Below are 24,221 nucleotides of genomic sequence, written 5' to 3' on the forward strand. Positions count from 1 at the left end.
CCGTTCCCCGGCGACGAAGAGAACTTTAGCGGACCCCCGGGCCCACCTCCAAATCAGGGGTCCCCCCGCGCGTCGCAGCGGAAGCGCGGGGGGGAAGGCGGGGGCTAGCCGCCGAGTTGGGTGAGGGCCTCGGCGGCGCCGCGGTGGAGGGGGACGGGGTCGGTCTTGCGGGCGTTGGTGACGGCGAGTTCGGCGGCGGCGGGGGCGGCCTGGGCGATCTGGTCCTTGCGGTCGAAGAGGGCCTTGGTGAGGGCGCAGGCCACGTTCGCGTCGAGGTCGTTCTTCACCAGGAGCAGGTTGGGGACGACGATGGTGGGGACGTCGGCGGGGAGCTTGTAGGCCGCCGCCGGGACGGTGCCCTGCTCGTAGACCGGGTTGACCTGCTTCATCGCGGGGAGCAGCGGGGTGATGTCGATGAACCGGACGGTGTCGCCGGCGGTGGTGAACAGGTCGGTGAGGTTGGGGGTGGGCAGGCCGCCGGACCAGAAGAAGCCGTCGATGCTGCCGTCCTTGATGCCGTCGACGGTCTTGGTGAGGTCGAGGCGCTGGGCCTGGATGTCCGCCTCGGGGTTGAGGCCGGCGGCGGTGAGCAGGCGGTTCGCGATGACCTCGGTGCCGGAGCGGGGCGAGCCGGTGGAGATGCGCTTGCCGCGCATGGAGGCCACGTCGGTGATGCCGGACGAGGTGCGCACCACGACCTGGGTGTAGTTGGTGTGGATGCGGGACAGCGCGGCGACCGGCTGGGCGGAGGTGAAGGCGCCGGTGCCGTTCACGGCGTCGGCGGCGGTGTCGGCCAGCGAGAACGCCACGCCGTACGTACCGGCGACGAGTTGTTGGATGTTCTGCACCGAGGCGCCGGTCTCGGCGGCGGTCGCCTTGACGGTGCCACCGGTGGCGGTCGCGACCTGCTCGGCGAACGCGTTGCCCATCGTGTAGTAGACGCCGCCGACGTTGCCGGTGGCGATGCCGATCCGGGTCTCCCCGGTCACCTGGCACGTCACCTCGCCGCCGGTGTCGGTGGCGGCGGTGTCCTGCCGGCCTCCGCAGCCGGCCGCGGCCGCCAGCACCAGAACACAACCCACAACAGCCCTGACGGTACGCATCAGGCCTCTCCTCCCCGTTCGGACGGCCCGTCGGAGGTCCCGACGGTCGACTCGGCCCCGGCGGGTGGGCCGCCGGGCGCGGCACCGGGCACGACCGCCGCGCCGGGCGACACCGCGGTGATCGCTACGGCGGCCACGGTCAGCGCCAGGCCGGCCAGGATGCCCACCGGGTTCAGGTAGAGCAGCAGCAGGCCGCCCACCGTGGCGCACGCGCGGGCCGGTGCGCCGGCCGGGCCGACGCCGGGCACCCAGCCGCCGGTGGCCACCGCGAGCGCGGCCACGCCGGCCATCGCGGCGGCGGTGGCCCACAGCACGTCGAGTGCGGGACCGCGGCCCAGCAGGTACGACCCGGCGGGCGTGAGCACGAACGCGATCGGGGCCAGGAACGCGGGCAGCGCGTACCGCAGCGCCTGCCACATGGTGGGCACGATGCGCCCGCCGGTGATCGAGGCGGCGCCGACGGCGGCCAGCGCGGTCGGCGGCGTCACCTCGGAGAGCACCGAGTAGTAGAAGACGAACATGGCGGCGGCCGGCCCGGGCACGCCGAGCTGGAGCAGCGCGGGGCCGACGATGACCCAGCCGATGATGAACGACGCGGTCACCGGTACGGCCAGGCCGAGCAGGCTGAGCGCGATCGCGGCGGCGAGCACGGTCAGCGCCAGCACCGCGCCGGGATGGTCGGTGAGCGCCTGCGCGCCCTGGATGAGCAGCGACGCCAGCTGCGTACCCAGGCCGGTCTTGGTGGTCGTGGCGGTGATCACGCCGGCGGCGGCGCAGACCGCGGCGACCGGCAGCACGCCACGGGTGCCGGCGACGAGCGCGGCGGCGACGTCGCGGACGCCGGGCCGGGTGCGGCGGTCGAGGAACGCCAGCGCGAAGGCGGCGAGCGTGGCGAAGACGACGGCGCGGGTGGCGGTCACGCCGGCCGCGAGCAGCACCACGATCAGGATCAGCGACGAGAAGTGGTAGCCGAACCGGGCCAGCAGCCGCCACGGCGAGTCCGCGGCCACCTCGACCGGCCGGGTGCCGAGCCGCCGGGCGTCGATCTCGACCGCGAGCAGGATGCCCAGGTAGTACAGGATTGTCGGGATGGTGGCCCAGCCGAGCACGGTCAGATAGGAGACCTCGAGGTACTCCGCGACGATGAACGCGGCGGCGCCGAGCGTGGGCGGGGAGAGGATCGCGCCGACGCCGGCGGCGGCGAGCATGCCGCCCGCGCGTTCCGCGGGATATCCGGCGCGGCGAAGAATCGGCCAGGTGACCGCGCCGACGCTGACCGCGGTGGCGGTGCCGGAGCCGGAGACCGTGCCGAGCAGGAAGCCGGCGCTGACCGCGGTGCGCCCGGCCGCGCTGCGCGACCGGCGGAACGCGGCGACCGAGAGGTCGACGAAGAAGCGGCCGGCGCCGGAGAGGTCGAGCACCGCGCCGTACAGCGTGAACAGCACGATGTACGTGGCGGCGACGTCCAGCGGCGTGCCGTAGAACCCGCTGCCGGAGTTGTAGAGCGCGTCCACGATCTGCGAGAAGTCCAGCCCGGCGTGCGCGACCGACCAGTCCTGCGGGAGCAGGCCGCCGTAGTAGCCGTACGCCAGGAAGATCAGGCAGACCACGGGCAGGGCCCATCCGGTGGTACGGCGTGCGGCCTCCAGCACGAGCAGCAGCAGGATCGCGCCGAGCAGCACGTCGACCGGGTCGAGCAGGCCCTGGCGGTTGAGGAAGCCGTCGTACCCGCCGCGGAACGGCAGCACCGGGTAGAGGCAGACCACGGCCGCGATCGCGGCGAGCAGCCAGTCGGTGATCGCGGGCCGGTCGCCGCCGCCCAGCACGGCGAGGCGCGCGCCGGACCGGTAGGCGACGAAGACCAGCGGCAGCGCGCCGGCCAGGAAGACGATCAGGTAGAACTGGCTGCCCTGCGGCAGCGGGCGGAAGACCTGCCAGAGGGCGAGCACGGAGACCGCGAGGGCGACGCCACCGACGACGCGCGCGGTGCCGCCGGTCAGCTCGCGGGATGGGCGTTCCTCGTCGTCGTACGCGGGTTCCGGAGCGGGGTCGCGCACGGTGACGGGACGCGTGGCCGGGCCTCCACCGTCCAACATGATCGGACTTTACCGCGCCATTTCTCGTTTGTGACCGTCAATCCCGGACCTCATTTCCCTGCCGTGGTAATCCCATGGTGGGAATTTGCGACCAGACCGTCGTCCGAAAGCGACACGATGCCCATATGAGTGATGCGACCAGGGCATCCGTGAACTGGTATTCATCGGCTACGGTGTGTTTCGTGACCAGACGCCTTGCCGAGGTACGGCTCGACGCATTGCTGCGTACGGCCTGCGACGTCATCGCCGAACGCGGTCTCGCGAACACGCGAACCGCCGATGTCGCGCGCGCGGCGGGCGTGAGTCAGGCACTGGTCTTCTACCATTTCGCGACGAAAGAGCGATTGCTCGCCCAGGCATTCGCCTATGCCACCGAGCAGGACCTGCAAAAACTCGACGCCGTCCTCCGATCGGGAACGGCGCCGCTGGACCGGCTGCGCCGGCTGGTGCGCCTCTACGCGCCCGGTTCCCGCCCCAAGACGTGGACGATGTGGATCGACGGCTGGAGCGAGTCCCCCCGGGCGCCCGAGCTCGAGAAGATATCCCGCCGCCGCGTGCTCCGCTGGCGCGAGGCGCTCCGCGAGGTCATCACGGACGGGGTCCGCGACGGCTCCTTCACCTGCGAGGACGCCCAGGGTGCGGCGTGGCGCATCGCCTCCCTGATCGACGGCCTGGCCGTCCAGTCCTCCGCCCACCCCCGCATCGTCCCCCGCGCCGCCATCGGCGGCTGGGTCAACGAGGCCGTCGCACGCGAGCTGACGCTCAAGCCCGAGCAACTCGCCTAGGCGGGCGGGAGAATCGCCCGCCCAGGCGGTGCCGGCCGTCAGGCGGCGGTCACCTCGAAGAGGGTGAACTCGACGGGGATGTCGCCGGCCAGGCTGCGCGTGGACGTGAACGGGGTGAGGGCGAGGCCGCGATCGGCGGCCAGGGCGTGGAGCTTGGCCTGGTTGCCCAGGGTGTTCGAGCCCATCAGGAGCCGGCCGTCCGGTGTCAGCCGGCCGGGAGCCTCGTCGAGGAAGCGGGCGTTCGCCGAGTAGCCCTGGTCGAAGAACGAGTAGTCCAGTTCCCGCGTGTACGCGTAGTCCTCGGGTGCCTCGATGACGACGGCGTTCCAGAACACGAGGTCGAACCGCTCGTTCGGCGGGACGGCCGCGAAGAGGTCACCGCGCACGACCAGGACGCGGTCGTCGACGCCGTGCAGGGTGACGTTGCGCCGGGTGTTCTCCGCCGCTGCCGCCGCGATGTCGGTCGCCACGACACGGGCGCATCCCGCGAGCGCGGCCCAGACCGCGGTGACGCCGGCGCCGCAGCCCATCTCCAGGAAGGACCCGCCGATCGGGTACGGCAGCGCCCGGCTGAAGAACTCGGTGGACGAGGTCATCGTGGGCGCGAACACGCCGGGGAGCAGGACCCACGAGCGGTCCAGCAGCGTGAATCGGGCCGGCGCCGGCACCGCGCCCGCGTGCTGGTCGGCGAGGCGCAGCCCGGCCCGGAACGCGTCGTCACGCATCGGGATCGACTCCCAGCTCGGTGATCATGGCGCGCTCCAGCTCGAGCGCGTGGTCGAGGCTCTTGCCGACCATCAGGCACTGCCCGTCGTCGCCCGCGATGAGCACGCCGGCCCGGTCGGTGACGTCGTAGGCGAGGCCGCGGTCGCGCAGCGTGCCGAGTGCCTCCCCGACCGAGTTCCAGCCGCACCGGTTCCGTCCGATCAGGACGCGCTCCCGCAGGTAGTCGGGGCCGACCAGGCGTTCGCCGATGAGGTGCAGGTGGGTGGAGCCACCGACCCGCCCGTTGAACTCGGTGAGCAGGATGTCCTCGCCGGGGGTGACGATCGCGTCGATGCTCATCCGGCCGCGGTAGCCGAGCACCCGTACCGTCTCGCCGACGCGCGTGGCGTCGCCGAGGAAGTCGTCGAACCGGGGGAGCGCGGCGGACGGCGCCGGGACCACCAGACCGTTGTTCACCGGCTTCATCCGGACCTCGCCGTGCCCGACGATCGCGATGCCGTCGTCCGTCACGTCGATCTCGGCGTAGATCGGGATGCAGTCGTGGATGTAGTGCTCGATCACGACGCGGTGCCGTCCGTCCTGGCTGTAGCGGTGCCAGGACGCGGCCAGGTGCTCGGCGACGGCCGCCCGCCCGTCGACGGCCAGCGTGCGGTTCGCGCCGATGCCGTTGAGGCCCTCGGTGCCGGTGTAGATCTCGTTGCCGAAGCCGCCGCCGTGCACGTCCTGCTTCACGATCGCGGATCGGCCGGTCTCGAGCAGCTCGGTGATGTAGTCCTCGGCCGCCGCGACCGTGCGGACCGCGCGGCCGTCCGCGACCGGCACCCCGATGCCGGCGGCCAGCGTACGGAAGAACGACTTGCAGTTGACGAGTTCGTTGCCGCTCTCGGCGAGGAAGCGGAACGCGGGGGCCGCGCCGGTCAGCCCGAGGTCGGCGGCGAGCCGGACCACCGCCTCGTCGAAGTAGAACGGCAGGATCCGGTCGACGCCGTGCGCGTCCACCCGGTGCCGGAGGTCGGCCAGGAGACCGGGATCGCGGTACCGGTCGTCGTAGAGCAGCGCGGTGCCCTGCTCCCCGGTGGGCGGTACCAGCACGGCCGGTGGGCGCTCCGCGATACCGAGGATGCGCCACACCTGCGCGGCGAAGTCGGGGTCGGGCGCGGACGGCAGGACGATGACGTCGCCCTCCTCGGCCAGCCAGATGAGCCGGTGTGAGACCCGGCCGAGGATGGCGCGGTAGTCGTCCGGCAGCGCGTTGTCCCCCTCGACGGTCTCCTCGGTGAGCTGGTTGCCGATGATCAGTTTGGTCATGCTGCGCTCCCAGGAAGGATGTACGGGTCGCCGAGTTCCCAGGCGCGGATCGCCTCGTAGTCGCGTTCGATCGCGGCCATGGTGTCGGCGCTGAGGTAGACGAAGCCCGGTGACGTGATCAGGTCGCAGGTCGCCGGCAGGGGAACGCCCTCGGTCAGCGGCGTGGCCATCGCCAGGACCGTGGGCAGTGAGTTGATCCACTCCGTCCAGTCCGGCCGGCGGGCCAGCCCGCCGGTGTGGTTGATCAACGACAGGTACCGGATCGGCCGGTCCCAGGCGCGGGGCAGGTCGCCGGCCAGCGCGCGGACCGCGGCCGGCCGCACGATGCTCTCGGCCATCAGGCCCGCGTGCGAGTACGCGAGGAACTTCGCGGTGACCCAGGGCAGCACGCCGCCGCCCAGCCGGGCACCGGGATCGAGCAACACCGGGCCGCGCGCGGTCAGCATGATCTCGCTGTGCCCGGCCGCGTTCCGCACGCCCAGCGCGGTCAGCGCCGCCCGGGCGTACTCGTGCACCCGTAGGGTGTCCGGCGAGGTGAGGTCGGCCGGCTCCTCGTAGTCGAAGAGCGGCGCGCCACCGGGCGTGACGCGCTTCCGGTAGACCCAGGTCTCGGCGATCACGTGCACGCCGTCGACGGAGACGGTGTTGGTGTAGAACTCGCGGCCGGTCAGGTGCTCCTGGATGAGCACGGCCCGGTGGACGTCCCCGAAGTGGTTGCGAGCGGTGAGGATGTCGGTGGCACGCGCCGCCACCTCGTCGGCGGTCCGGCAGAACCGGACCTGATCGGAGCCGGCGCCGTGGATCGGCTTGACCGTCACGGTGGCGCCGCCGCCGGCCTCGAACCAGGCGACCGCCTCCGCGGCGGACTCGACCCGGGCGCCCCGGGGAGCGTCCAGTCCGGCCGCGCGCAGCGTCTCCGCCATCAGGTGCTTGCTCTGCCGGGCCCCGACCACCGCGAGGTCGTTGCCGGGCAGGCCGAGCGCGTCGGCCAGCCGGTCGGCCAGCTGCACGCCCGGCTCGTTGCCGGTCACGACCCGGTCCACCCGCAGCTCCCGCAGCCTGCGTACCAGCGTGCCCAGGTCCGGTTCGTAGCCGAGATCGGCGACGTAGTCCTGTGGACGTAACGTCGACTCCAGGTAGGGGTGCAGGCGGGGCCGGCTGCGGACGTGCACGCACTCCGCGCCCCGGTCGATCAGCTCCTGGACCAGGAACCGCCCGCTGGAGACCCCGTCGACGACGGCGACCCGCACGACATCACTTCCTCCCCGTATCGGCGGCGGCCGCCGTGGCCGCCGCGCTCGATGTGCCGGTGCGACCCAGGTGCGTGGCGATCTCCGCGGTGTTCAGCACCACGGCGCAGCTCGCGGCGGCGGTGCGCAGTGCGGTGCGGTGGTGGTCGCCGCTGAAGTCGCCGAGCGCGTCGGCGACCAGGAACGTCTCCAGGTCGCGGCTGAACGCGTCGTACGCGGTGATCAGGCAGCCGAGGTGGGCGTACACGCCGCAGACGATGAGCTGGTCGCGGCCGGCGGCGGCGAGGAGCTCGGCCAGGTCGGTGCGGTGGAACGCCGAGTAGCGCCATTTCACGACGGTGCGGTGATGGGGGCGGGGCGCGGCCTCCGGCACGATGTCGCGGTGTTCCGGCACGGCGCGCATGCCCTGTCGCCAGAAGTCGCGGAGCAGGCCGCGTTCCTCGGTGGTCATGTCGCCGGGCTGCATGGAGTAGAAGACCGGTACGCCGGTGGCGTCGGCGGTGTCGCGCAGGCGGGCGAGGTTGCGCCGCAGCTCGCGGCCGGGTGAGGCGTCGGGCGGGAACGGCGCCAGGAAGTAGCGCTGGGCGTCGTGCACGAGCAGCGCGGCCCGGGCCGGGTCCGGCCGCCAGGGGGCCACGGCGGGACCGGCCGCGGTGGCGTCGGGCATCGCGTACGGTCCGATCGGCGGGATGCTCATCGCCAGGCCGCCACCACGCGTAGCGCCTGGTCGACGGTGAGGCGGGGGTCGCAGGCGGTCAGGTAGCCCGCGCCGTCCGGCCAGTCGCCGTCGCCGTCCACGCACTCGCGGACCGGTAGCGGCGTCACCTCGAGGTGCAGTCCACCCGCGGTCGCGGCGCCCGCGCGCAGGATTCGCCGGAACGCGCGGACCTCGGCGGCGATGATCGGCACCCGCCGGGTCTTGCGGCCGTCCGGCGACACGACCGTGTTGCCGTGCATCGGATCGCACATCCAGGTCACCGGATGCCCGGCCGCGCGGGTCGCGGCCACCAGGGGCGGAAGTGCCCGGTCGATCGCGCCGAGGCCCATCCGGGCGATGAACGTGAGCCGGCCCGGGAGGCGGTCCGGGTCGATCAGCGCGCACAGCGCGGTGAGTTCGTCCGGCGTGGTGCCGGGGCCCACCTTGCAGGCGACCGGGTTGACGACCCCGGCCAGCAGCGCCGCGTGCGCACCGGCCGGGTCGCCGGTGCGGTATCCGAGCCAGGGCCAGTGCGCCGATCCGAGGTAGCAGCCGGTCCGGCCGTCGCGAACCTGTGGCACCTCGAAGTCCAGCACCAGCGCCTCGTGGCTCAGCCATATCCCGCGAGGGTGCAGCTCGCCCGCGAGCCGCCGGGCCGCGTCGTGACAGGTCAGCATCCGCAGCGGGTCGGGACGGCGGGACCCCGGGTCCGGGTGCGGCGAGTTCACCAGATGCCCGCGGTACACGGGCAGTCGCCGGCCGTCCACGACCTCCTCGTCCTGGGAGCGGGGCTTCGCGTACTGCCCGGCCAGCCGGCCGACCCGGGTCACGGGCGAGCCACCGGCCTCCTCGAGCGCGCCGGCCAGGACGTCCAGCATGCGCGCCTTGCGCGCGGCCCACTCCGGGGTCGACTCGGCCGGTTCCTCGGCGCAGTCACCGGCCTGAAGGACGAGCGGTCGCCCGGCCAGCAGGGCGCGCAGCCGGAGCACCTCGGCCTCGGTGACCGGCACCGGCCGGGATCGGAGCTCGGCACGGACCAGCGCGGCGCGATCCGGGTCCGGCCACGCCGGCTGCTGCCGGGCCGGACGCGTGGATACCGCCTCCGACAGGGAGACTCCGGGTGGCGCTGTCATTTGCGACATCTGTGTGTACGCCCCTCTGTGTGGGATGCGGAACGATGCTCGCACCGGCTCGGTAATAGCGACAAGAACTACTCATTCGCGCCTACTCGGTTGAGTAGCTGCAATTCCGGAATTGCACCTGGAATGCTCGTCGTCGGCCTGATTCGGCCGTCCTGACGGCGGACGGAGCACGATGGACAACGCATGGGGCGCGCCGTTCGCGCTGCTGTGCCGCGGCGGTGCGGTGGAGTTCCTCACGGGACAGCGGCTCGACGTGGCCGAGATCAACGACCTGCCCGCGGACCGGGACATCCTGACGGTGCTGCCCTACCGGCAGCTCTCGGAACGCGGGTTCGCCTGCCATGACGACGGCATGCCGCTGCTCGCCTTCGCGGTGGAGAGCCGGGACGCCGTACCGGTGGACACGTTCCTGTCCGGCGCGCCGGACCGGCCGGTGACGCTCACCGGCGGACACTTCGACGTCGCCGACGACGACTACGCCGCGATCGTGCGCGCGGTCGTCCGTGACGAGATCGGCACCGGCCAGGGCTCGAACTTCGTCGTCAAACGATCATTCCGGGCCCGCGTCGACGGCTTCTCGCGGGAAGCGGCCATTGCGCTGTTCGCGCGCCTGCTCGGCCGGGAGACCGGTGCCTATTGGACCTTTCTGGTACACCTGGACGGGCGTACGTTGATCGGTGCCAGTCCCGAGCGGCACGTCTCCCTGCACGGCGGCGTCGCGACCATGAACCCGATCAGCGGTACGTACCGATATCCACCGGGCGGCGCGGAGCGCGACGGCCTGCTGGCCTTCCTCCGCGACGCGAAGGAGACCGACGAACTGTCGATGGTGGTCGACGAGGAGCTGAAGATGATGGCCGCGGTCTGCGAGCGCGGTGGCCACGTGATCGGGCCGGAGCTGCGCGAGATGGCGCACCTGGCACACACCGAGTACCTCGTCGCGGGCACCACCACGCTGGACGCGCGGGACGTGCTGCGGCTGACCATGTTCGCACCGACCGTCACCGGCAGCCCGCTGGAGAACGCCTGCCGGGCGATCCGGCGGCACGAGCCGGTCGGCCGCGGCTACTACGGCGGCGTGCTGGCGCTGCTGACCCGGGACGGAAAGCGGTCCGAGATGGACTCCGCGATCCTGATCCGCACCGCGGAGATCACCGGCGACGAGCTGAGCATCGGCGTCGGCGCCACGCTGGTGCGCGGCTCCGACCCGGACTCCGAGGCGGCGGAGACCCGGGCGAAGGCCGCGGCGCTGCTGGACGCGCTGACCGCCCCGCCCCGGCGGCGGACCGGGACCCGGCGGCGGTTCGCCGGTGATCCCGAGGTGCGCGCCGCGCTCGCCGCCCGCAACGAGGCACTCGCCCCCTACTGGCTCGATCCGCGGCGGCCGGGCACCACCGGCACCGGCTCGCTCGCGTCGGATCAGCGGATCGCCGTCGTGGACGGGGAGGACACGTTCACCGAGATGCTGGCCACGCAGGTACGCAGCCTCGGTCCCAAGGTCGAGGTGATCCGGTACGACGAGCCGTTCAATCCGGACGCGTTCGACCTCACCGTCATCGGCCCGGGTCCGGGCGACCCCGGCGACACGGACGACCCCAAGATCAGCACGCTGCGCCGGCTGACGCACGGGCTGCTGAACGCCGGCCGTCCGTTCCTCGCGGTGTGCCTCGGTCACCAGGTGCTCAGCACCGTGCTCGGCCTGCCGCTGGTCCGCAAGGACGTGCCCTACCAGGGCACCCAGCTGCGCATCGACCTGTTCGGCGAGCCCGCGAGGGTGGGCTTCTACAACACGTTCACCGCCCGGGAGGCCCGCGAGGTGATCCACAGCCCGCTGACGCCGGATCCGGTGCGGGTGTGCCGCGACCCGGTCACCCACGACGTGTACGCACTGCGCGGCCGGCGCTTCCGGTCCTTCCAGTTCCACCCGGAGTCGGTGCTCAGCCCGGACGGCCTGCCGGCGGTGCGTGCGGCGCTGTCGCGGCTGCTGCTGTCCCGGACCCGCTAGCGCCCCCGCATCTCGATCGGAAGGAACGGTCCTCGTGGGCTACCGACAACTGGCGACCGGCCCGGTCCTGCTCTGGGCGATCGTCGCGCTGCTGGCCCGGGTGCCCATCGCCGCGGCCTCGCTCGCGATGGTCTTCCTGACCCGGGACCTCCCCGGCGGGTACGCGTTCGGCGGCACACTCGCGGCCGTCTACGTGATCGGCGAGGTGGCCGGGTCCGCGGTGCTCGGCACCATGCTGCGCCCGCACACCATGCGGCTCCAACTGGCGGCCGGTATGGCGGCCGGCGCGCTCGCGTTCGGCGCGCTCGCCGCCCGGCCGTCCGCCGCGCTGCTGGTACCGCTGGCGTTCCTGGCCGGGGCCGCACCGGCGGCGAATCCGGGCGGCATGCGCAGCATGCTCGCGGCCGCGGCCGGTGACAAGCACGTCTCCTCGGCGTTCAGCGCGGACGCGATCCTGACCGAGATCGTGTGGATGAGCGCACCGGCGCTGGTCACGATCCTGGCACTGCAGGTGTCCCCGTCGGCGCCGCTGGCCGTCGCCGCGGTCTGCATGGGGCTGGCCGCGGCCGGGGTGCTGTTCCTGCGGCTCACCCCGGCGGACGAGGAGACCGCGCCGGCCGCGCCGATCGGGCGCCGGGAGAAGGCGGTACGGCTGTTCAGCGGCTGGCCGGTGTACCTCACCAGCGCGGCGACCATGTCCCTGCTGGCGGTGAGCGAGCTGGTCCTTCCCGCGCTGCTGGAGTTCCGCGACATCCCGGTCGGCTACGCGGGCGTGCTGCTGTCCGGCCTGGCCGCGCTCTCCGCGGTCGGCGCGTTCGTCTACGGCCTGCGCCGCTGGCCGGGCACGCCGCGCATGCAGAGCCTGATCCTGCTGTCCGTGACCACCGCCGCGATCACGCTGGTGGCACTGGCGCCGCCGCTGCCGTTGATCGCTGCCGGGTTCGCGGTGGCCGGGCTGACACAGTCCGTGGTGCTGGTGACGCGCAGCCTGTCCCTGCGTGAGCAGCTGCCGGAGCCGCTGCACGCGGCCGGCTACTCGCTGATGTACGCGGTACAGGGCGTCGGCTACTCGATCTCGGCGGTGGTGGCCGCCTTCGTCCTGTCCCGCGGGAACCCCGTGCTGGCCATCCTGGCCGGTGTCGCGCTGACCGTCGTCCTGATCGTGCTGAGCACCGTCCGTGAGACCCGCCGTGTCGCCGTTCTGGTCGGCGAGAAAAGGTGACCGTGGTGATTCCCACTCAGGCGGCGCACCGCGTCGCGCTGCCCGACGCGCCGCACAACCTCACGCAGCACGAGCTGGAGGCGATGCGGGCCCGGTTCAACCTGGCCGCCGCGCACTCCCGGGTGCCGGCGCCGCCCGCGGTCGTGGACCGGCTGCCCGAGCTGTGGCGGGCCGCCGAGCGGAATCCGCAGCAGGAGATGGAGGAGCGCTTCCTGGCGGCGTTCTTCCGCCTGCACCGGCAGCCGACCGCGGCGGCGCTCGGCCGCACGCTGCTGTCCTACTCGGCATCGGTGGCGGTCCAGGTCGCCGCCACCCTGCTGATGCAGCGCGGCGCGTCGGTCGCGCTGATCGAGCCCTGCGTGGACAACGTCGCCGACATCCTGCGGCATCAGCGGGTACGGACGCAGCCGCTGGACGAGTCGCTGCTGCGCGACGCGTCGTCGATCTACGGGCGGCTGGCCACGCAGCCGGCGACCGATGCCGTCTTTCTCGTCGACCCGAACAACCCCACCGGCACCAGCCTGCTCAGTCACGGCCGGGCCGGTTTCGAGGAGGTCGTGCGGTTCTGCGCCGACCACGGCCGCATCCTGGTGCTGGACCTGTCGTTCGCGGTGTTCGCGCTGGGCGGCGGCGGACCGGAGCGGTTCGACCTGTACCAGTTGCTGGAGGATTCCGGCGTCAGCTACCTCGCGATCGAGGACACCGGGAAGACGTGGCCGATCCGGGACGCGAAGTGCGCGATGCTGACCGTCAGCCGCGATCTGTGGCCCGACGTGCTCGACATCCACACCAGCGTGCTGCTGAGCGTGTCCCCGTTCGTCCTCGGCCTGCTCACCGCGCACGCGGATGCGTCCGCCGAGGACGGCTACGCCGCGGGCCGCGAACTCATCCGGGGCAACCGGGAGGTGGCCGTCCGTACCCTCGAAGGCTCGGTCCTGATCCACCAGCCGCCCTCGGTGCCGGTCAGCGTGGGCTGGTTCCGCATCGCCGACCCGCGGCTGGCCGCGACACCGCTGCACGAGCGGCTGGCCGCGGCCGACGTGTACGCGCTGCCGGGCACCTACTTCTACTGGGCGAGCCCGGCCCGAGGTGAGCGCTTCCTGCGCATCGCGCTCGCCCGGGACCCCGGCGTGTTCGCGGAGGGTCTGCATCGGCTGCGCGCGGTGCTCGACCGGTAGCCGGGCTGCTCAGTGGAAGCGGGCCAGTTCGATCCGCGACCGGAGCCCCAGCTTGCGGAACACGTTGCGCAGATGGAAGTTGACCGTGTGCGTCGACTTGTCGATGCGCCGGGCGATCTGGATGTTGGTGAGCCCGTCGGCGGCGAGCGCGGCGATTATCCGTTCGCTCTCGGTCAGCTTCGCGAGCCTGGCGTCCGGTTCGCGGCGGGAGTCGGCCGGCTCGGCGGACGCGCCCCGTAGCGCCGCGATCAGCGGACGCGGCGTGGCCGCCAGGACCGCCCCGCGCATCAGCGGCGCCGCGTAGCGCAGCCGGTCGCCGTCCGGCGTGAGGATGCCGGAGGCGAGCAACTCGTCGACGATCGGGAGCAGCGCCGGGACCGGCTCGGCGCGCACCCGGGCGAGCTGTTCGATGTCCACGTGCGGGCCGTGGGCGGCGGCGAAGCGCAGCACCTCGCGCGCCGCCGGGGAGAACTCCTGCACCAGGCTGGTCACCAGCCGCAGGACGCGCTGCGGCAGCGGCGGGGCGCCGGCGAGCGTCGCGTACCCGCCGACCCGGGCGATCGCACGTTCCTCCCGGAGACCCTTGATCAGCTCGGTGAGCAACAGCGGGTTGCCGGCCGCCTGCGCCAGCAGCCGGCTCAGCGCGTCCCCGGGCGGCAGTTCGAGGAGGTCGCAGGCCACCTCGACGACGGCGTCGGGGCCGAGCGGGCCGAGCCGTACCCGGACCACGCCGTCGGCGGAGGCGAGATGCCGCTCGAACTCGGGCACCGGGCTGGGCTGCTCCCGGCGGCTGAGCGCGAGCACGATCGGCAGCCGCTGGCGGTACCAGACGATCCCGAACAGCTCGCGGATCAGGTCGATGTGCGCGGCGTGGACGTCGTCCGCCGCCAGCAGGAGCGGTCCGTCGTCCTCCTCCGCGGCGAGGACGGCCGCGACGGCGTCGGCGAACGCGGAGGACTCCCGCCACCACTTCGCGGTCACCGGATAGGTGCGCGACCCGGCCGGAAGGAACCCGAAACCGCAATGCGTGGCGGCCTCGGCCACGTCGCGCAGGAACCTCGTCTTGCCGGTGCCCATCGCGCCCTCGACCAGCAAGATCGTCAGGCGCTGCGGTGGCTTGACGATCACCTCGATCGCCGTGCTCCACTCGTGCCGCCGGCCGCGTGCCCGGGTCGTCGCGGTCGCGTCACAGGTCCGGGTCGTCACCGAAGCCTCCCATCCCGGGGTGGTGACGGCGCCGAACTCCGCGCATCCCTGCCCCGGGTGGGCGCGTGCCGGCGCCCGCGGCGAGATGAGAGACACCCTGTCGACGGACGGCAAGCTCCCCCCGCAAAGATCTATGCCGTCAGCAACCGTTGCGCTACTCCAAGCTAGCAGAACGGATGCCTCGGAAAGTCGGAGAAGAACGACAATCCCCGATGGGTACGCCGTCAGGTGTACCGCGGATCGCCGGCCATCCGGTGATCGTCCACCCCATCGGCACGCGCGGTGAGCAGGCCGATCGTCGCGTCCGGCACCTCCACCGGCTCGTCCTGGCGGCCGGCCACGTCGATCCGGCCGGGCGCACGGTCGCCGGGCGCCCGGACCGGGGCCGCGCCCGCCGGCCGGGCCGCACGCACGTCGTCGAGCAGCGCGGCCAGCCCGTGCGCGAACGACCCGCCCGCACCCAGCCACTCCGGATCCAGTACCGCCATGAACGCGCCGCAGTCGAACTCGGTGTGGATCCGGGTGCCGGCGGCGGCGCCGATCGCCGGTCCGGCCAGGATCTCCACCGCCAGGTTCAGCGCGAACCCGCGCGCGTCGCCGAACGCCCGGACCGACTCGACCCGCTCCGGGCTGGTGGTGACCGCGCCGGTGCCGTCCAGGAACGGCCCGGCCGGTAGGTCCCGGCCCTCCAGCGCCGCCTGCCGGATCTCGCCCCAGACCGCCGCCGCGGTCGCGAAGTCGGCCGTGTGCGGGCCGTCCGCCGCCGGGAACGAGAAGCAGATCGGATTCGTGCCGGTCACCGCGCTGGCGGCGCCGAACGGTGCGACCACCGGTGGGCCCGCGGTGTTGCAGAGGACCGCGATCAGGCCGTGCCGTGCCACCCGCTCGGTGTACGGGCTCAACGCGCCGTACCGGCTGAAGTTGCGGACCGCCGCCACGGCCGCGCCGTTCGCGCGCGCCATCCGGACCAGCCGGTCGGCGACGCGCGGCATGACCCGCAGCCCGCTGCCGCCGCTGCCGTCCACCCGCAGGACCGCACCGCGCTCGTCGAACACGGGCTCCGCGAGCGGGTCACCCAGGTTCAGCAGCGCCAGCTTCCCGAGCCCGTGCGAGCGCACCCCGGCGAGCTCCGCCGCCACGAACTCCTCGGCCGACCGGGCCGCCTCCCCGGGGGAGAATCCGTGCCGCACGAGCACGCCGACCGCCAGCCGTGTCAGTTCCCGTACCGTCAGCGTCGCCACTCCGGCGACGCTACGTCCCTGACCGCCGCCGGGAAACCGCACGAACGCGTAGTGTGCCGGACCGGCGGGCCGCCAGTCGCTCCGGCGCAGCGGATCGGCAGTGGACGGCAGCGGGACGGCAGGTGCATGGCAGTGGCGCCGGCCAGGGTTTCCGGGCAATGTCCACGACATCCCTGGGGGAATCATGACCAGAATGCGTACCCTCGGCGCGCTCGTCGTCCTCGCCACCGCGGCGCTGCTCGCGCCCGGCACGTCCGCGTCGGCGGCGGCCACGCCGCTGACCGTGAGCGTCACCTGTGACGCGCGGACCGGTGCGATCGCGACCTCCGTCGGCGGGCGGCTGCTGCTGCCGGGCAGCCCGGTGCCGGTCCGGGCCGAGTTCCAGCGGCGTGTCGCCTACCGGGTCACGGCGGCCGGCCTGACGTACATGCCGACGCTCGCGCCGTTCGTCGTCGACACGACCACGAACAACGTGGGCGAGGTGGCGGCGAACGGTTACACCGCTACGTTCGATCCGGCCGGGGCGGTGTTCTACCGCGAGGAGGTCAGGGTGACGTTCCGCAACGCCGTGACCGGGGCGAACTACGGCTGGTACGAGGGGAACTGCTCCCACGACCCGCGGACCACGGTCACGCTCACCTGCAATCAGGAAACGGGCGTCGTCCGGGCCACGGTCACCGGCATCGACGGCCTCGTGGGTGGCGCCGACGGGTCCGGCTGGGCGTCGCGGGTCGGCTACCACCGGGTCCGGACCAGCCAGCCGAACGCGAACGAGCCCGGCTTCCGTACCGAACTGGACAACGGCGCCTACGACGTGGTGCACCGGATCACCCGGGGCGCGGACGGCACCTGGTCGGACGCGGGATACGAGCTGACCGTCCCGGCCGGCGCGTACTACTACGCCGAGGAGCTCACCGTCGGCGTGCTCGACCCGTACGGCAGGCTGGTCGGCAGCGGCACCGCCAGCTGCGCGGTCCGCAATGTCGGCGGCGCACCGGCCGCGTAGCCGGAGGCGGCACCGCCGGGATCACCGAGCCGACCGGACGGTGATCCCGGTGGTGTTCAGCGACGGTGCGGCCTCCGGCACGATGTCGCGGTGTTCCGGCACGGCGCGCATCCCGTCCCGCCGGAAGTCGCGGAGCAGGCCGCGTTCCTCGGTGTCGCCATGCCGGCGAACCGCGACCGGAGTGCGCGCCGGCCCGATCGAGCAGCGATCGCGTTCAGCGGGAGTTGGCGATGAACTGAGGGTTCTCGATCAGGAACGTGCTGAGCGTGCCCTCGTCCGCGGCCTTCAGCATCTCCAGGGAGAGCGCGTCGAGCGCCTCGTACGCCTCGCCGCTCGCGGTCTGGGCGGAGTTGAAGGCTCCGGCATTCGTCTTGATCAGTGTCAGGTCGTTGGCGGCCACGCCCTTGAGCGTGAAGAAGAAGTCGGCCACCGGGGTGCCGCGGGTGTCCAGGATGAACGCCTCGCCCGCGGCCTTGACCAACTCGTTGAGCTTGCCGAGATCGGTCAGTACGCCGGACGACGTCGCCTTCTTGACGATCGCCTTGATCAGCTGTTGCTGGTGCTGCTGCCGGCCGTAGTCGCCGTTGTCCAGGTCCTTGCGGATGCGCGCGTAGTCGAGCGCGCGGGTGGCGTCCATCGCGCGGCACCCGGGCTCGTGGACCAGCGGCTTGCTGCCCGGCGGCAGACCCTCCATCCGGGGCGGGTAGACCTGGTCGTTGTACCAGCCCTTGACCAGCTTGCCGTCCGGGTCGACGCCGATGTGGACGGACTCGGCCCGCTCGGTGATGCACAGGTCGACGCCGCCGAGCGCGTGGACGATGCTGTGGAAGCCGCCGAAGTCGATGACCGCGGCGCCGTTGAACTCGATGCCGGTGTTCCGCGTCAGCGTGGCGGCGAGCACCTCGGTGCCGCGGCCGCGCTTCTCCAGCGGGCTGCCGGGGAACTTGGAACCCTCGAAGAAGGCCGAGTTGATCTTCGCCGTGGTGCCGGGGAAGCCGAGCTCGTCGTGCGGCGGGATGTCCACCATCCAGTCGCGCGGGATCGAGATCAGATACGCCTGGTCGTGCGTCTCCGGGATGTGCAGGATGATGATCGTGTCGGCGCGGTAATCCGTGTCGTTCTCACGCGCGTCGATGCCGACCAGCAGCATGTTGACCGCGCCGTCGATGTTATTGCCCTCCGGGGCCGCCGCGGCGCCGGTGCCACCGCCGATCAGCTCCGTCTGCGTGATCGAGTCGGTCGCCTTGTCGACCAGCGTCCGCGCGGCGACCAGCGTGCCGCCGCTGGAGACCGCCAGCACCGCGCCGAAGATCAGCAGGAGCCGGGCCCACAGCGGATCCCTGCGGCGGCGGCGTTTCGACGTCATCGGGCCTCCTCACGGTCGTCGGGTCACCCGACGGCAAGACGGTTGGGGCGGCGGCGAGGAGACCGGCTGAGACCCGGGTCACAGACTCTGATCGGCTGAGTACCCGCGCTCAGGACCCGGTGCGGCCGTGGTGGCGAGACTGGGCGCGTCCGCCGATCCACCCATGGAGGCACACCGTGGAGCACGTTCCCGACCAGCACCAGAACGGGCGGCTGCGGGCCGCGCTCGACGCGCTCGTGGAGCGCGGCGTGCTCGACCGTACCCAGGCCGGCGCGGTCGTCGCCGAACTCGCGGCCCGGCCGGCGCGGCGGCCGGAGGGACTGCGCCGGCGGCTGGGCGAGGCGGCCGGCTACCTGGGCGCGTCGCTGGTGCTCGGCGCGACCGTGCTGATCGTGGGGGAGCACTGGGAGGAACTCGGCCGGACCGGCAGGGTCGCGGTGCCGGCCGGGCTGGCGGTCGTGCTGTCGCTGGCCGGGCTGCTGGTGCGGCGGCGCGGTGCCGCGTCCGCCGGCGAGGCCGTGCACCGCCGGCTGGCGAGCACGCTGCTGACCGGCGCCGCGATCACGGCCGGGTTCGCCGCCGAGGTGGGCCTGGACGACCTGTCCGCGGTCGCGTGGGGCGCGACGCTCGGGCTGACCGTCCTGGGGTACGCGCTGGCGCGCAGCGCGGTCGGCCTGCTCGTCGCGGCCGGCGCCGCCTGCGGCCTCTACGGCGACCTGCTGGACCGCTTCAACCTCGACGCGGACGGCGTGTTCGGCGGCGGGCTGGTGGCGATGGGCATGCTGTGGGCCGTGCTCGCGTACGCGTCCGTGGTCGCCGAGCGACGGTTCGCCCTCGCCATCGCGGTCATCCTCGGCCTGACCGGCTCCCAGGTGGTCATCGTGACCGCCGACGGCCCGCTCACCTATGTGTTCGGCGCCCTGGTCGCCGCGGTCTGCTTCGCCGCCTACCTGCGCGGCCGCGACTGGATCGCCCTGGCCGGCGGCGTCATCGGCGTCACCCTGGTGGTCCCCGAGTTCCTCTACGACATCACCGACGGCTCCCTCGGCCCCAGCGGCGTCATGCTGATCGCCGGCCTCACCCTCCTCGCCGGCGGCCTCACCGGCCTCCACCTCCGCACCGGCCGCCCGGGCCCGATCGCGGCCTGATCACGGCTCGGGAAATAGCAGTCCCGGCAGACACCAGACCGCCGGTAGCTCGTTTATCCAGCGCACGGCATCGCGTATCGAGCCGGCAGTCCAAGGCTCACTCCGGTCAACCGCCGGCCCGTCCGAGCCGCTATGGTGACGCGGGTTTCAGCGATGTGACGGCGCGCACGCGGAGGAGAGACAAGTCTCATGACGCGTTCGGGCAGCCTGGTGGTGGCCTTCGACCATGCGCCGCTCGGGCTGTTCGAGGGACTGCGAAGACTCCCGGAAACCGTCGTCGACCTGGCGAAAGTCGGGCCCGACGGAATGATTCTCAACTTCGGGCCGATGAAAAGCCTCGGCGCCGGGCTCCTCGACGCTGGAGTGAATACCATTCTTCGCCTCGATAACCTCTACGGTGCGGTCGACCCGGACGTGATCGGGGAGGTCGTCTCGTGGTGTGGCGACGGGATCGTGCTGGCACAGCCGGTGCACGTGCAGCACCGCCGCCGGTCGGGCCGGCGGCGGAGAGTGACAGCGGGTCAGGCGAGGGCGAGGATGCGGGCCGGGCCGCCGGAGCCCTGTTCCCACGGGACGAGGCCGACCACGAGGGTGGCGCCGCGGGCGGGGACGGTTTCCAGGCGGGTCAGGTTCTCGATGCCGTAGCGGTCGGCGCCGAGCAGCGTGAAGTGCACCGGGTACGCGGTGGAGTCGCCGGGGTCGAGGCTGAGTGTGTCGATGCCGAGGCAGCGGGCGCCGCGCGCGCTGAGCAGCCACTCGCAGGCGTCGGGGCCGAAGCCGGGGAAGTGCATGACGCCGCCGGCGTCGGCGTTGCGGTAGCGCTGGGCGGAGCCGGCACGGCGGTCCCAGCCGGTGTGCAGCAGCACGGCGGCGCCGGTGGGGATGCGGCCCCACTCGCGTTCCCAGGCGCGCAGGTCCGCGACCGTGAGCACGGTGTCGGGGTCGTGCGCGGCGCGCCGCCGGATGCTGATCGTGACGGCGGGCAGTACCAGTTCGTCGGGGGTGAGCTGGGTGGCGGTGCGGCCGTTCGGTACGAAGTGGACCGGCGCGTCGACGTGCGTGCCGGTGTGCTCGACGATCCGCCACTCCTGCATGTAGTAGCCGTCGTCGGGGATGGTCTTGTACGGGCCGCGGCGCGCCTCCTCGCCGGGCGCGAACGTGGGGAACGCCGTGGTGAACGGGTGCGTCAGGTCCCGTACCGTGGACGATCCGTGTGCGGCGGCCGGCGTGGCCGGGCCGAGCGCGCCGCCGGCCACCGCGGCGAGGCCGGCGAGCCCGGTGAGCCCGGTGAGCGCGGCGCGGCGGGAGACCGGGGGCGGGGCCGCCGGCGACGCGGTGATCTCGGCGGCGTGACGCAGGCATTCCTCGGTGCACATCGTGACGCTCCCCTCATCGGCTGACCAACCCACAGTGACCCAGCCGGGGAGCAGAGCCGGTACGACACGCCAGTTCCCGACAGGGGAAACGGGCCCGGCGCCGAGGCGCCGGGCCCGTACCGATCAGGAGAGTGCCTTGAACGTGCTCACGTTCACCGGTAGGACGATCTTGACCTGGCCGCCGGTGTCCACCTTGCTGGGGAAGTAGACGCGCACCTGCCCGTCGCTGACCCGCCGGACCCAGAGGTCCGGGATGGCGTCGCCGTTGAGGTCGGGGACCGCGACGACCGCGGAGATCGCCGCCTCGGACCAGCCGGTGCCGTACGCCACGTCGCCCTGCCGGGACGCGGCGGCGGACTTCAGCGACGCCAGGTCGACGCTCTTCGCGACCGTGCCGGGCTTGCCGTGCCGCAGGTACATGGTGCCGCCGTCGAGGTCGCGGAAGACCAGGTCGGGCGTGCCGTCCAGGTCGATGTCCGCGACGTTGACGATCTCCCGCCGGGCCCAGCCGCTCGCCTCCATCTGCACGGCCTCGCCGAAGCTCGCGCCGGTGTACCCGGTGAGCGCCCAGAACCCGGACCCGGATCGGACGAACAGGTCGGGCCGGCCGTCCCCGGTCACGTCGCCGACCGCCTTGAGCTGCGTCCAGGTGGACGGCGCCGGCGTGCCGGCCGGCAGCATGACCGCGATCCGGTCGTCGACGTCGAAGCTGCCGTACCCGTCGCCGGGGTAGAGCCAGAAGCCGCCGTCCGGGGTACGGGCGAACAGGTCCGTGACGCCGTCGCCCGGGTACGCGTCGCTGAACTTGGTGATCAGCGCGGTCTTGCCGGCGGCGTCGGTCCAGTGGCCGGCCGGGTTGAGCTGGGTGCCGTTGCGGTAGCCCGCGGCCAGCGACAGGTCGAGTTCGCCGCCCACGCCGCCCGGGTAGCCGCGCAGGTTGCCGCTGCCGTCGATGGCGAGCAGGTCGGGCTTGCCGTCGCCGGTGACGTCACCCGGCCCGTCCGCCTCCGGGCGCGGCGGCACGTAGAACGAGTAGACCGTGGGCTGGCTGACGTTGCCGACCGAGTCGTACGCCTTGACCGTCATGTTGATCGGGCCGGCGTGCGGCGGCTTCAGGTCGGTGATCGTGACCGCGTTCGCCGAGGTCTTGGAGACCTCGGTGACGCCCTCGAACGCGTACGTGAAGCGTGCCGCGCCCTGCGAGGTGAACGTCATCGTGCCGGTCTGCCCGAACGGCTTGGTGGCCCAGGTGGTGCCGTCGTCCGTGGCCTCCGGGAAGTCGATGCTGGTGACCTCGGGCGCGGGCGGGCCGGACGCGTCGATGGTCACCTTGCAGGGCGTGGTGGTGGCCGGGTTGTCCGCGGAGAGCAGCCCGTCGGCGTCCGCGGCGTACACGGTCCACAGGTAGGTGGTCTTGTCCGCCAGCTGCGTGGAGGCGATCGTGACCGAGCCCTTGCCGCTGGTCAGCGCGGTGGTCGCGGTGCCGGTGGTGGGCATGGTGGTGCCGGACTTCCAGAACCGGAAGTGCAGCGACTTGAGGTTCCCGTCCGGGTCGCTCGCGGTCGCGGAGAGCACCAGGTTGGTACGCGCGACCGTGATGCCGGCCGTGGAGCAGGCGCCGCCCGGTGTGCTGGTGAGCGAGCCGGGCGCGTTCGGCTTGCGGTTGTAGACCGCGGACAGCGACGCGGATTTGGCGGTGAACTTGCGCCAGGTCTGCGTGTCGCCCTCGGAGCTGGCCCGCATGCCCATGGTCAGGTTGTTCGCGCCCGCGTCCGCGGCCTTCTGCGCGAAGGCGCGCGCGTCGAACGAGGCGTAGTCGTCCTTGCAGTCGGTCCGGCCGTGCGCGAAGACGCGCTTGTTCGAGCCGGGGCTGGTGTTCCAGGTCGGCTGCTTGTTCCAGGTGGTGGCCGTGGAGATCGGGCCGGTCCAGAACAGCTCGAACTGCCGGGTGGTGCACGACCAGGAGTGGATGTTGAGCACCTTGAACGTGGCGGACTCGATGGTCGCGCCCTTCATCGCGGTGTCGAAGCCCATCCGCCAGAACGAGCGGGCGGTCATGCCGGTCTCGTCCTCGTGGCCGACGCGCGCCTCGGACGTGCCGTTGTTGAAGTTCGTGCCGTTGTTGAAGTTGCTGTTCGGGTGCTGCTTGGAGACGAGCGTCCAGGCCAGCACGCCGGTGTTCATGGTCGGGTCGAGGAAGACCGGGAAGCGCACGTCCGGGTCGGTGAGCAGGCCGGACGCGCCGGCGTCGAGCCGCAGCGTGGCGTCGCCGGTGTTCTGGCCGCCGAGCGTGACCGGCAGCCGCGCGGACTTCGCGCCCGGCTCGATGCCGCTGAGGCCGGACAGGCGCAGCACGTCGGCGCTGGTGGCGACGGAGGTCCGGGCCGTGGTGCCGGGCGGCAGCTCGGGGTCGAGCCCGGCCGAGTCCCAGCCGAACGGCGTGGGGATGGCGGTGATCTCCTTGCCGGCCCGGTCCAGCACCTGAACGCCGCCGGTGACCGGGTCGGCGCGGAACACCGCGGTGGCCGAGCGCAGCCCGTAGGTGATGGTCCTGAGGTCCTTGTTCGTCGCGGCCGCGCGCGACTTGACGATCAGGAGGTTGGCGAAGCCGCCCTCCTCGCGCGCCACCAGCAGCAGGTCCGCGCCGGGCAGCACCTCCGGGTAGAGCGCGCGCGACCCGTCGAGCACGGCCTTCGGCAGCGGGCCGGGCCAGGTGTACGTGATGGTGTGCTCGCCGACCTCCGCCTCGGCGAGCACACTCTCCCTGCCGCTGGTGCCACCCTCCGCGAAGCGGACCGGGGCCGGCGCGTTGGCCGGGCGCACGACGCCGCCGCCGGCGGACAGCGCGGTGTCGATCGCGGCCCACTCGCCGGTGGCGGTCTTCGCGCGGACCGGCAGCGCGCTGATGTCGGTGCGCAGCTTGCCGCTGGGCAGCGCCCAGGTCTGCGAGGTCTGCGTGGTCGCGGTCTCGACCAGCACCTCGGTGCCGGTGCCGGCGGCCTCGGCCATCGCGGCCTGTTCGTCACGCGGCGCGGGCACCGGCGGTGCCGGGGGCGGCCCGGCCGCGGGTGTCGCGTCTCGATGGATCCACAGTGGTGACAGGGCGGCGACGAGCACTGCGGCGAGCGCGCCCGCGGTGAGGGCTCGCCGCGTGCGCGTGCGCACGAAAGGGACGGTCACAGCGTTTTACTCCCCAGGAGCCAGGCGACTAGATGGACAGCCCGTGCGGTCCCGGCCGGGTTCCGCGGGGCAGAGAGCGCGCACACGATCGCATACGCTCGGTGTTCCCAGGGAGTTATCAGGCTGTTATATAGCTCCATGAATCGATTGCGTGACGTCCGGTTATGTCCACATCGGTCGTTATGC

At 72.7% G+C, this 24,221-nt stretch carries 19 protein-coding genes; 6 read left to right on the forward strand and 13 right to left on the reverse strand.

The window, feature by feature from the left end:
• Positions 1–104 precede the first annotated feature (104 nt).
• Positions 105–1,103, reverse strand: a complete 999-nt coding sequence (locus J2S41_RS01975) for a TAXI family TRAP transporter solute-binding subunit (RefSeq protein ID WP_310362209.1) — start codon at positions 1,101–1,103, stop codon at positions 105–107.
• The gene (locus tag J2S41_RS01980; protein WP_310362212.1) at positions 1,103–3,199 is read right to left on the reverse strand and encodes a TRAP transporter permease; all 2,097 of its coding nucleotides are present in this window, start codon (positions 3,197–3,199) and stop codon (positions 1,103–1,105) included. The genes J2S41_RS01975 and J2S41_RS01980 overlap by 1 nt, the downstream gene beginning before the upstream one ends.
• 182 nt (positions 3,200–3,381) lie before the next feature.
• Between J2S41_RS01980 and J2S41_RS01985 the strand changes: the two genes are divergently transcribed.
• Positions 3,382–3,984, forward strand: a complete 603-nt coding sequence (locus J2S41_RS01985) for a TetR/AcrR family transcriptional regulator (RefSeq protein ID WP_310362215.1) — start codon at positions 3,382–3,384, stop codon at positions 3,982–3,984.
• A 38-nt stretch (positions 3,985–4,022) separates the two neighbouring features.
• On the opposite strand, the gene J2S41_RS01990 is transcribed toward J2S41_RS01985, so the two are convergent.
• Genes J2S41_RS01990 through J2S41_RS02010 form a run of 5 tightly spaced genes read right to left on the reverse strand, consistent with a single transcriptional unit; the run spans position 4,023 to position 9,098 of the window.
• Positions 4,023–4,709, reverse strand: coding sequence for a methyltransferase (locus J2S41_RS01990; protein ID WP_310362217.1), 687 nt, complete (start codon positions 4,707–4,709; stop codon positions 4,023–4,025).
• Entirely contained in the window at positions 4,702–6,018 is a 1,317-nt protein-coding gene (locus J2S41_RS01995) for a preATP grasp domain-containing protein (RefSeq protein WP_310362219.1), read from the reverse strand. Before J2S41_RS01995 ends, J2S41_RS01990 begins: the two co-directional genes overlap by 8 nt.
• Complete coding sequence (locus J2S41_RS02000; protein ID WP_310362222.1) at positions 6,015–7,268, reverse strand: hypothetical protein; 1,254 nt, start codon at positions 7,266–7,268, stop codon at positions 6,015–6,017. Before J2S41_RS02000 ends, J2S41_RS01995 begins: the two co-directional genes overlap by 4 nt.
• A 4-nt stretch (positions 7,269–7,272) precedes the next feature.
• A complete protein-coding gene (locus tag J2S41_RS02005) occupies positions 7,273–7,965 on the reverse strand; it encodes an isochorismatase family protein (RefSeq protein ID WP_310362224.1) in 693 nt (230 codons plus the stop codon).
• Complete coding sequence (locus J2S41_RS02010; protein ID WP_310362226.1) at positions 7,962–9,098, reverse strand: 3-deoxy-7-phosphoheptulonate synthase; 1,137 nt, start codon at positions 9,096–9,098, stop codon at positions 7,962–7,964. The genes J2S41_RS02005 and J2S41_RS02010 overlap by 4 nt, the downstream gene beginning before the upstream one ends.
• Positions 9,099–9,279: 181 nt before the next feature.
• Between J2S41_RS02010 and J2S41_RS02015 the strand changes: the two genes are divergently transcribed.
• The 3 genes from J2S41_RS02015 to J2S41_RS02025 are packed head-to-tail and all read left to right on the forward strand — an operon-like array spanning position 9,280 to position 13,512.
• Positions 9,280–11,112, forward strand: coding sequence for an anthranilate synthase family protein (locus tag J2S41_RS02015; RefSeq protein WP_310362229.1), 1,833 nt, complete (start codon positions 9,280–9,282; stop codon positions 11,110–11,112).
• Between the two features lie 34 nt (positions 11,113–11,146).
• Positions 11,147–12,334 (forward strand): MFS transporter, encoded by a 1,188-nt coding sequence (locus J2S41_RS02020; protein ID WP_310362231.1) that lies wholly within the window; start codon positions 11,147–11,149, stop codon positions 12,332–12,334.
• A 5-nt stretch (positions 12,335–12,339) separates the two neighbouring features.
• A complete protein-coding gene (locus tag J2S41_RS02025) occupies positions 12,340–13,512 on the forward strand; it encodes an aminotransferase class I/II-fold pyridoxal phosphate-dependent enzyme (RefSeq protein WP_310362234.1) in 1,173 nt (390 codons plus the stop codon).
• 9 nt (positions 13,513–13,521) lie between these two features.
• On the opposite strand, the gene J2S41_RS02030 is transcribed toward J2S41_RS02025, so the two are convergent.
• Together J2S41_RS02030 and J2S41_RS02035 are read right to left on the reverse strand one after the other, a co-directional pair.
• Complete coding sequence (locus J2S41_RS02030; RefSeq protein WP_310362237.1) at positions 13,522–14,718, reverse strand: helix-turn-helix domain-containing protein; 1,197 nt, start codon at positions 14,716–14,718, stop codon at positions 13,522–13,524.
• A 224-nt stretch (positions 14,719–14,942) separates the two neighbouring features.
• The gene (locus J2S41_RS02035) at positions 14,943–15,959 is read right to left on the reverse strand and encodes an Ldh family oxidoreductase (RefSeq protein WP_310362240.1); all 1,017 of its coding nucleotides are present in this window, start codon (positions 15,957–15,959) and stop codon (positions 14,943–14,945) included.
• Between the two features lie 193 nt (positions 15,960–16,152).
• On the opposite strand from J2S41_RS02035, the gene J2S41_RS02040 reads away from it, so the two are divergent.
• On the forward strand, positions 16,153–16,965 hold the full coding sequence (locus tag J2S41_RS02040) for a hypothetical protein (protein WP_310362241.1): 813 nt from the start codon (positions 16,153–16,155) through the stop codon (positions 16,963–16,965).
• A 214-nt stretch (positions 16,966–17,179) separates the two neighbouring features.
• Here the strand turns inward: J2S41_RS02040 and J2S41_RS02045 are convergent, their stop codons facing one another.
• Positions 17,180–18,331 (reverse strand): LCP family protein, encoded by a 1,152-nt coding sequence (locus J2S41_RS02045; protein WP_310362244.1) that lies wholly within the window; start codon positions 18,329–18,331, stop codon positions 17,180–17,182.
• Positions 18,332–18,507: 176 nt separating this feature from the next.
• Between J2S41_RS02045 and J2S41_RS02050 the strand changes: the two genes are divergently transcribed.
• A complete protein-coding gene (locus tag J2S41_RS02050) occupies positions 18,508–19,479 on the forward strand; it encodes a DUF2157 domain-containing protein (RefSeq protein WP_310362249.1) in 972 nt (323 codons plus the stop codon).
• 147 nt (positions 19,480–19,626) lie between these two features.
• Here the strand turns inward: J2S41_RS02050 and J2S41_RS02055 are convergent, their stop codons facing one another.
• From J2S41_RS02055 to J2S41_RS02065, 3 genes are all read right to left on the reverse strand, one after another.
• The gene (locus J2S41_RS02055) at positions 19,627–19,962 is read right to left on the reverse strand and encodes a hypothetical protein (RefSeq protein WP_310362251.1); all 336 of its coding nucleotides are present in this window, start codon (positions 19,960–19,962) and stop codon (positions 19,627–19,629) included.
• A gap of 38 nt (positions 19,963–20,000) precedes the next feature.
• Complete coding sequence (locus J2S41_RS02060) at positions 20,001–20,855, reverse strand: cyclase family protein (RefSeq protein WP_310362253.1); 855 nt, start codon at positions 20,853–20,855, stop codon at positions 20,001–20,003.
• A gap of 123 nt (positions 20,856–20,978) precedes the next feature.
• Positions 20,979–24,020, reverse strand: a complete 3,042-nt coding sequence (locus J2S41_RS02065) for an FG-GAP-like repeat-containing protein (protein ID WP_310362256.1) — start codon at positions 24,018–24,020, stop codon at positions 20,979–20,981.
• Positions 24,021–24,221: the final 201 nt, after the last annotated feature.

Origin of the sequence: Catenuloplanes atrovinosus, assembly GCF_031458235.1 — a bacterium.
GTDB classification, from domain to species: Bacteria; Actinomycetota; Actinomycetes; order Mycobacteriales; family Micromonosporaceae; genus Catenuloplanes; species Catenuloplanes atrovinosus.

Coding starts and splice junctions, on each gene's coding strand:
- J2S41_RS01990 (WP_310362217.1), bottom strand. CDS start 4,709: ATGCGTGACGACGCGTTCCGGGCCGGGCTGCGCCTCGCCGACCAGCAC.
- J2S41_RS01980 (WP_310362212.1), bottom strand. CDS start 3,199: ATGTTGGACGGTGGAGGCCCGGCCACGCGTCCCGTCACCGTGCGCGAC.
- J2S41_RS02040 (WP_310362241.1), top strand. CDS start 16,153: ATGCGTACCCTCGGCGCGCTCGTCGTCCTCGCCACCGCGGCGCTGCTC.
- J2S41_RS01975 (WP_310362209.1), bottom strand. CDS start 1,103: ATGCGTACCGTCAGGGCTGTTGTGGGTTGTGTTCTGGTGCTGGCGGCC.
- J2S41_RS01995 (WP_310362219.1), bottom strand. CDS start 6,018: ATGACCAAACTGATCATCGGCAACCAGCTCACCGAGGAGACCGTCGAG.
- J2S41_RS02010 (WP_310362226.1), bottom strand. CDS start 9,098: ATGACAGCGCCACCCGGAGTCTCCCTGTCGGAGGCGGTATCCACGCGT.
- J2S41_RS02015 (WP_310362229.1), top strand. CDS start 9,280: ATGGACAACGCATGGGGCGCGCCGTTCGCGCTGCTGTGCCGCGGCGGT.
- J2S41_RS02045 (WP_310362244.1), bottom strand. CDS start 18,331: ATGACGTCGAAACGCCGCCGCCGCAGGGATCCGCTGTGGGCCCGGCTC.
- J2S41_RS02005 (WP_310362224.1), bottom strand. CDS start 7,965: ATGAGCATCCCGCCGATCGGACCGTACGCGATGCCCGACGCCACCGCG.
- J2S41_RS02060 (WP_310362253.1), bottom strand. CDS start 20,855: ATGTGCACCGAGGAATGCCTGCGTCACGCCGCCGAGATCACCGCGTCG.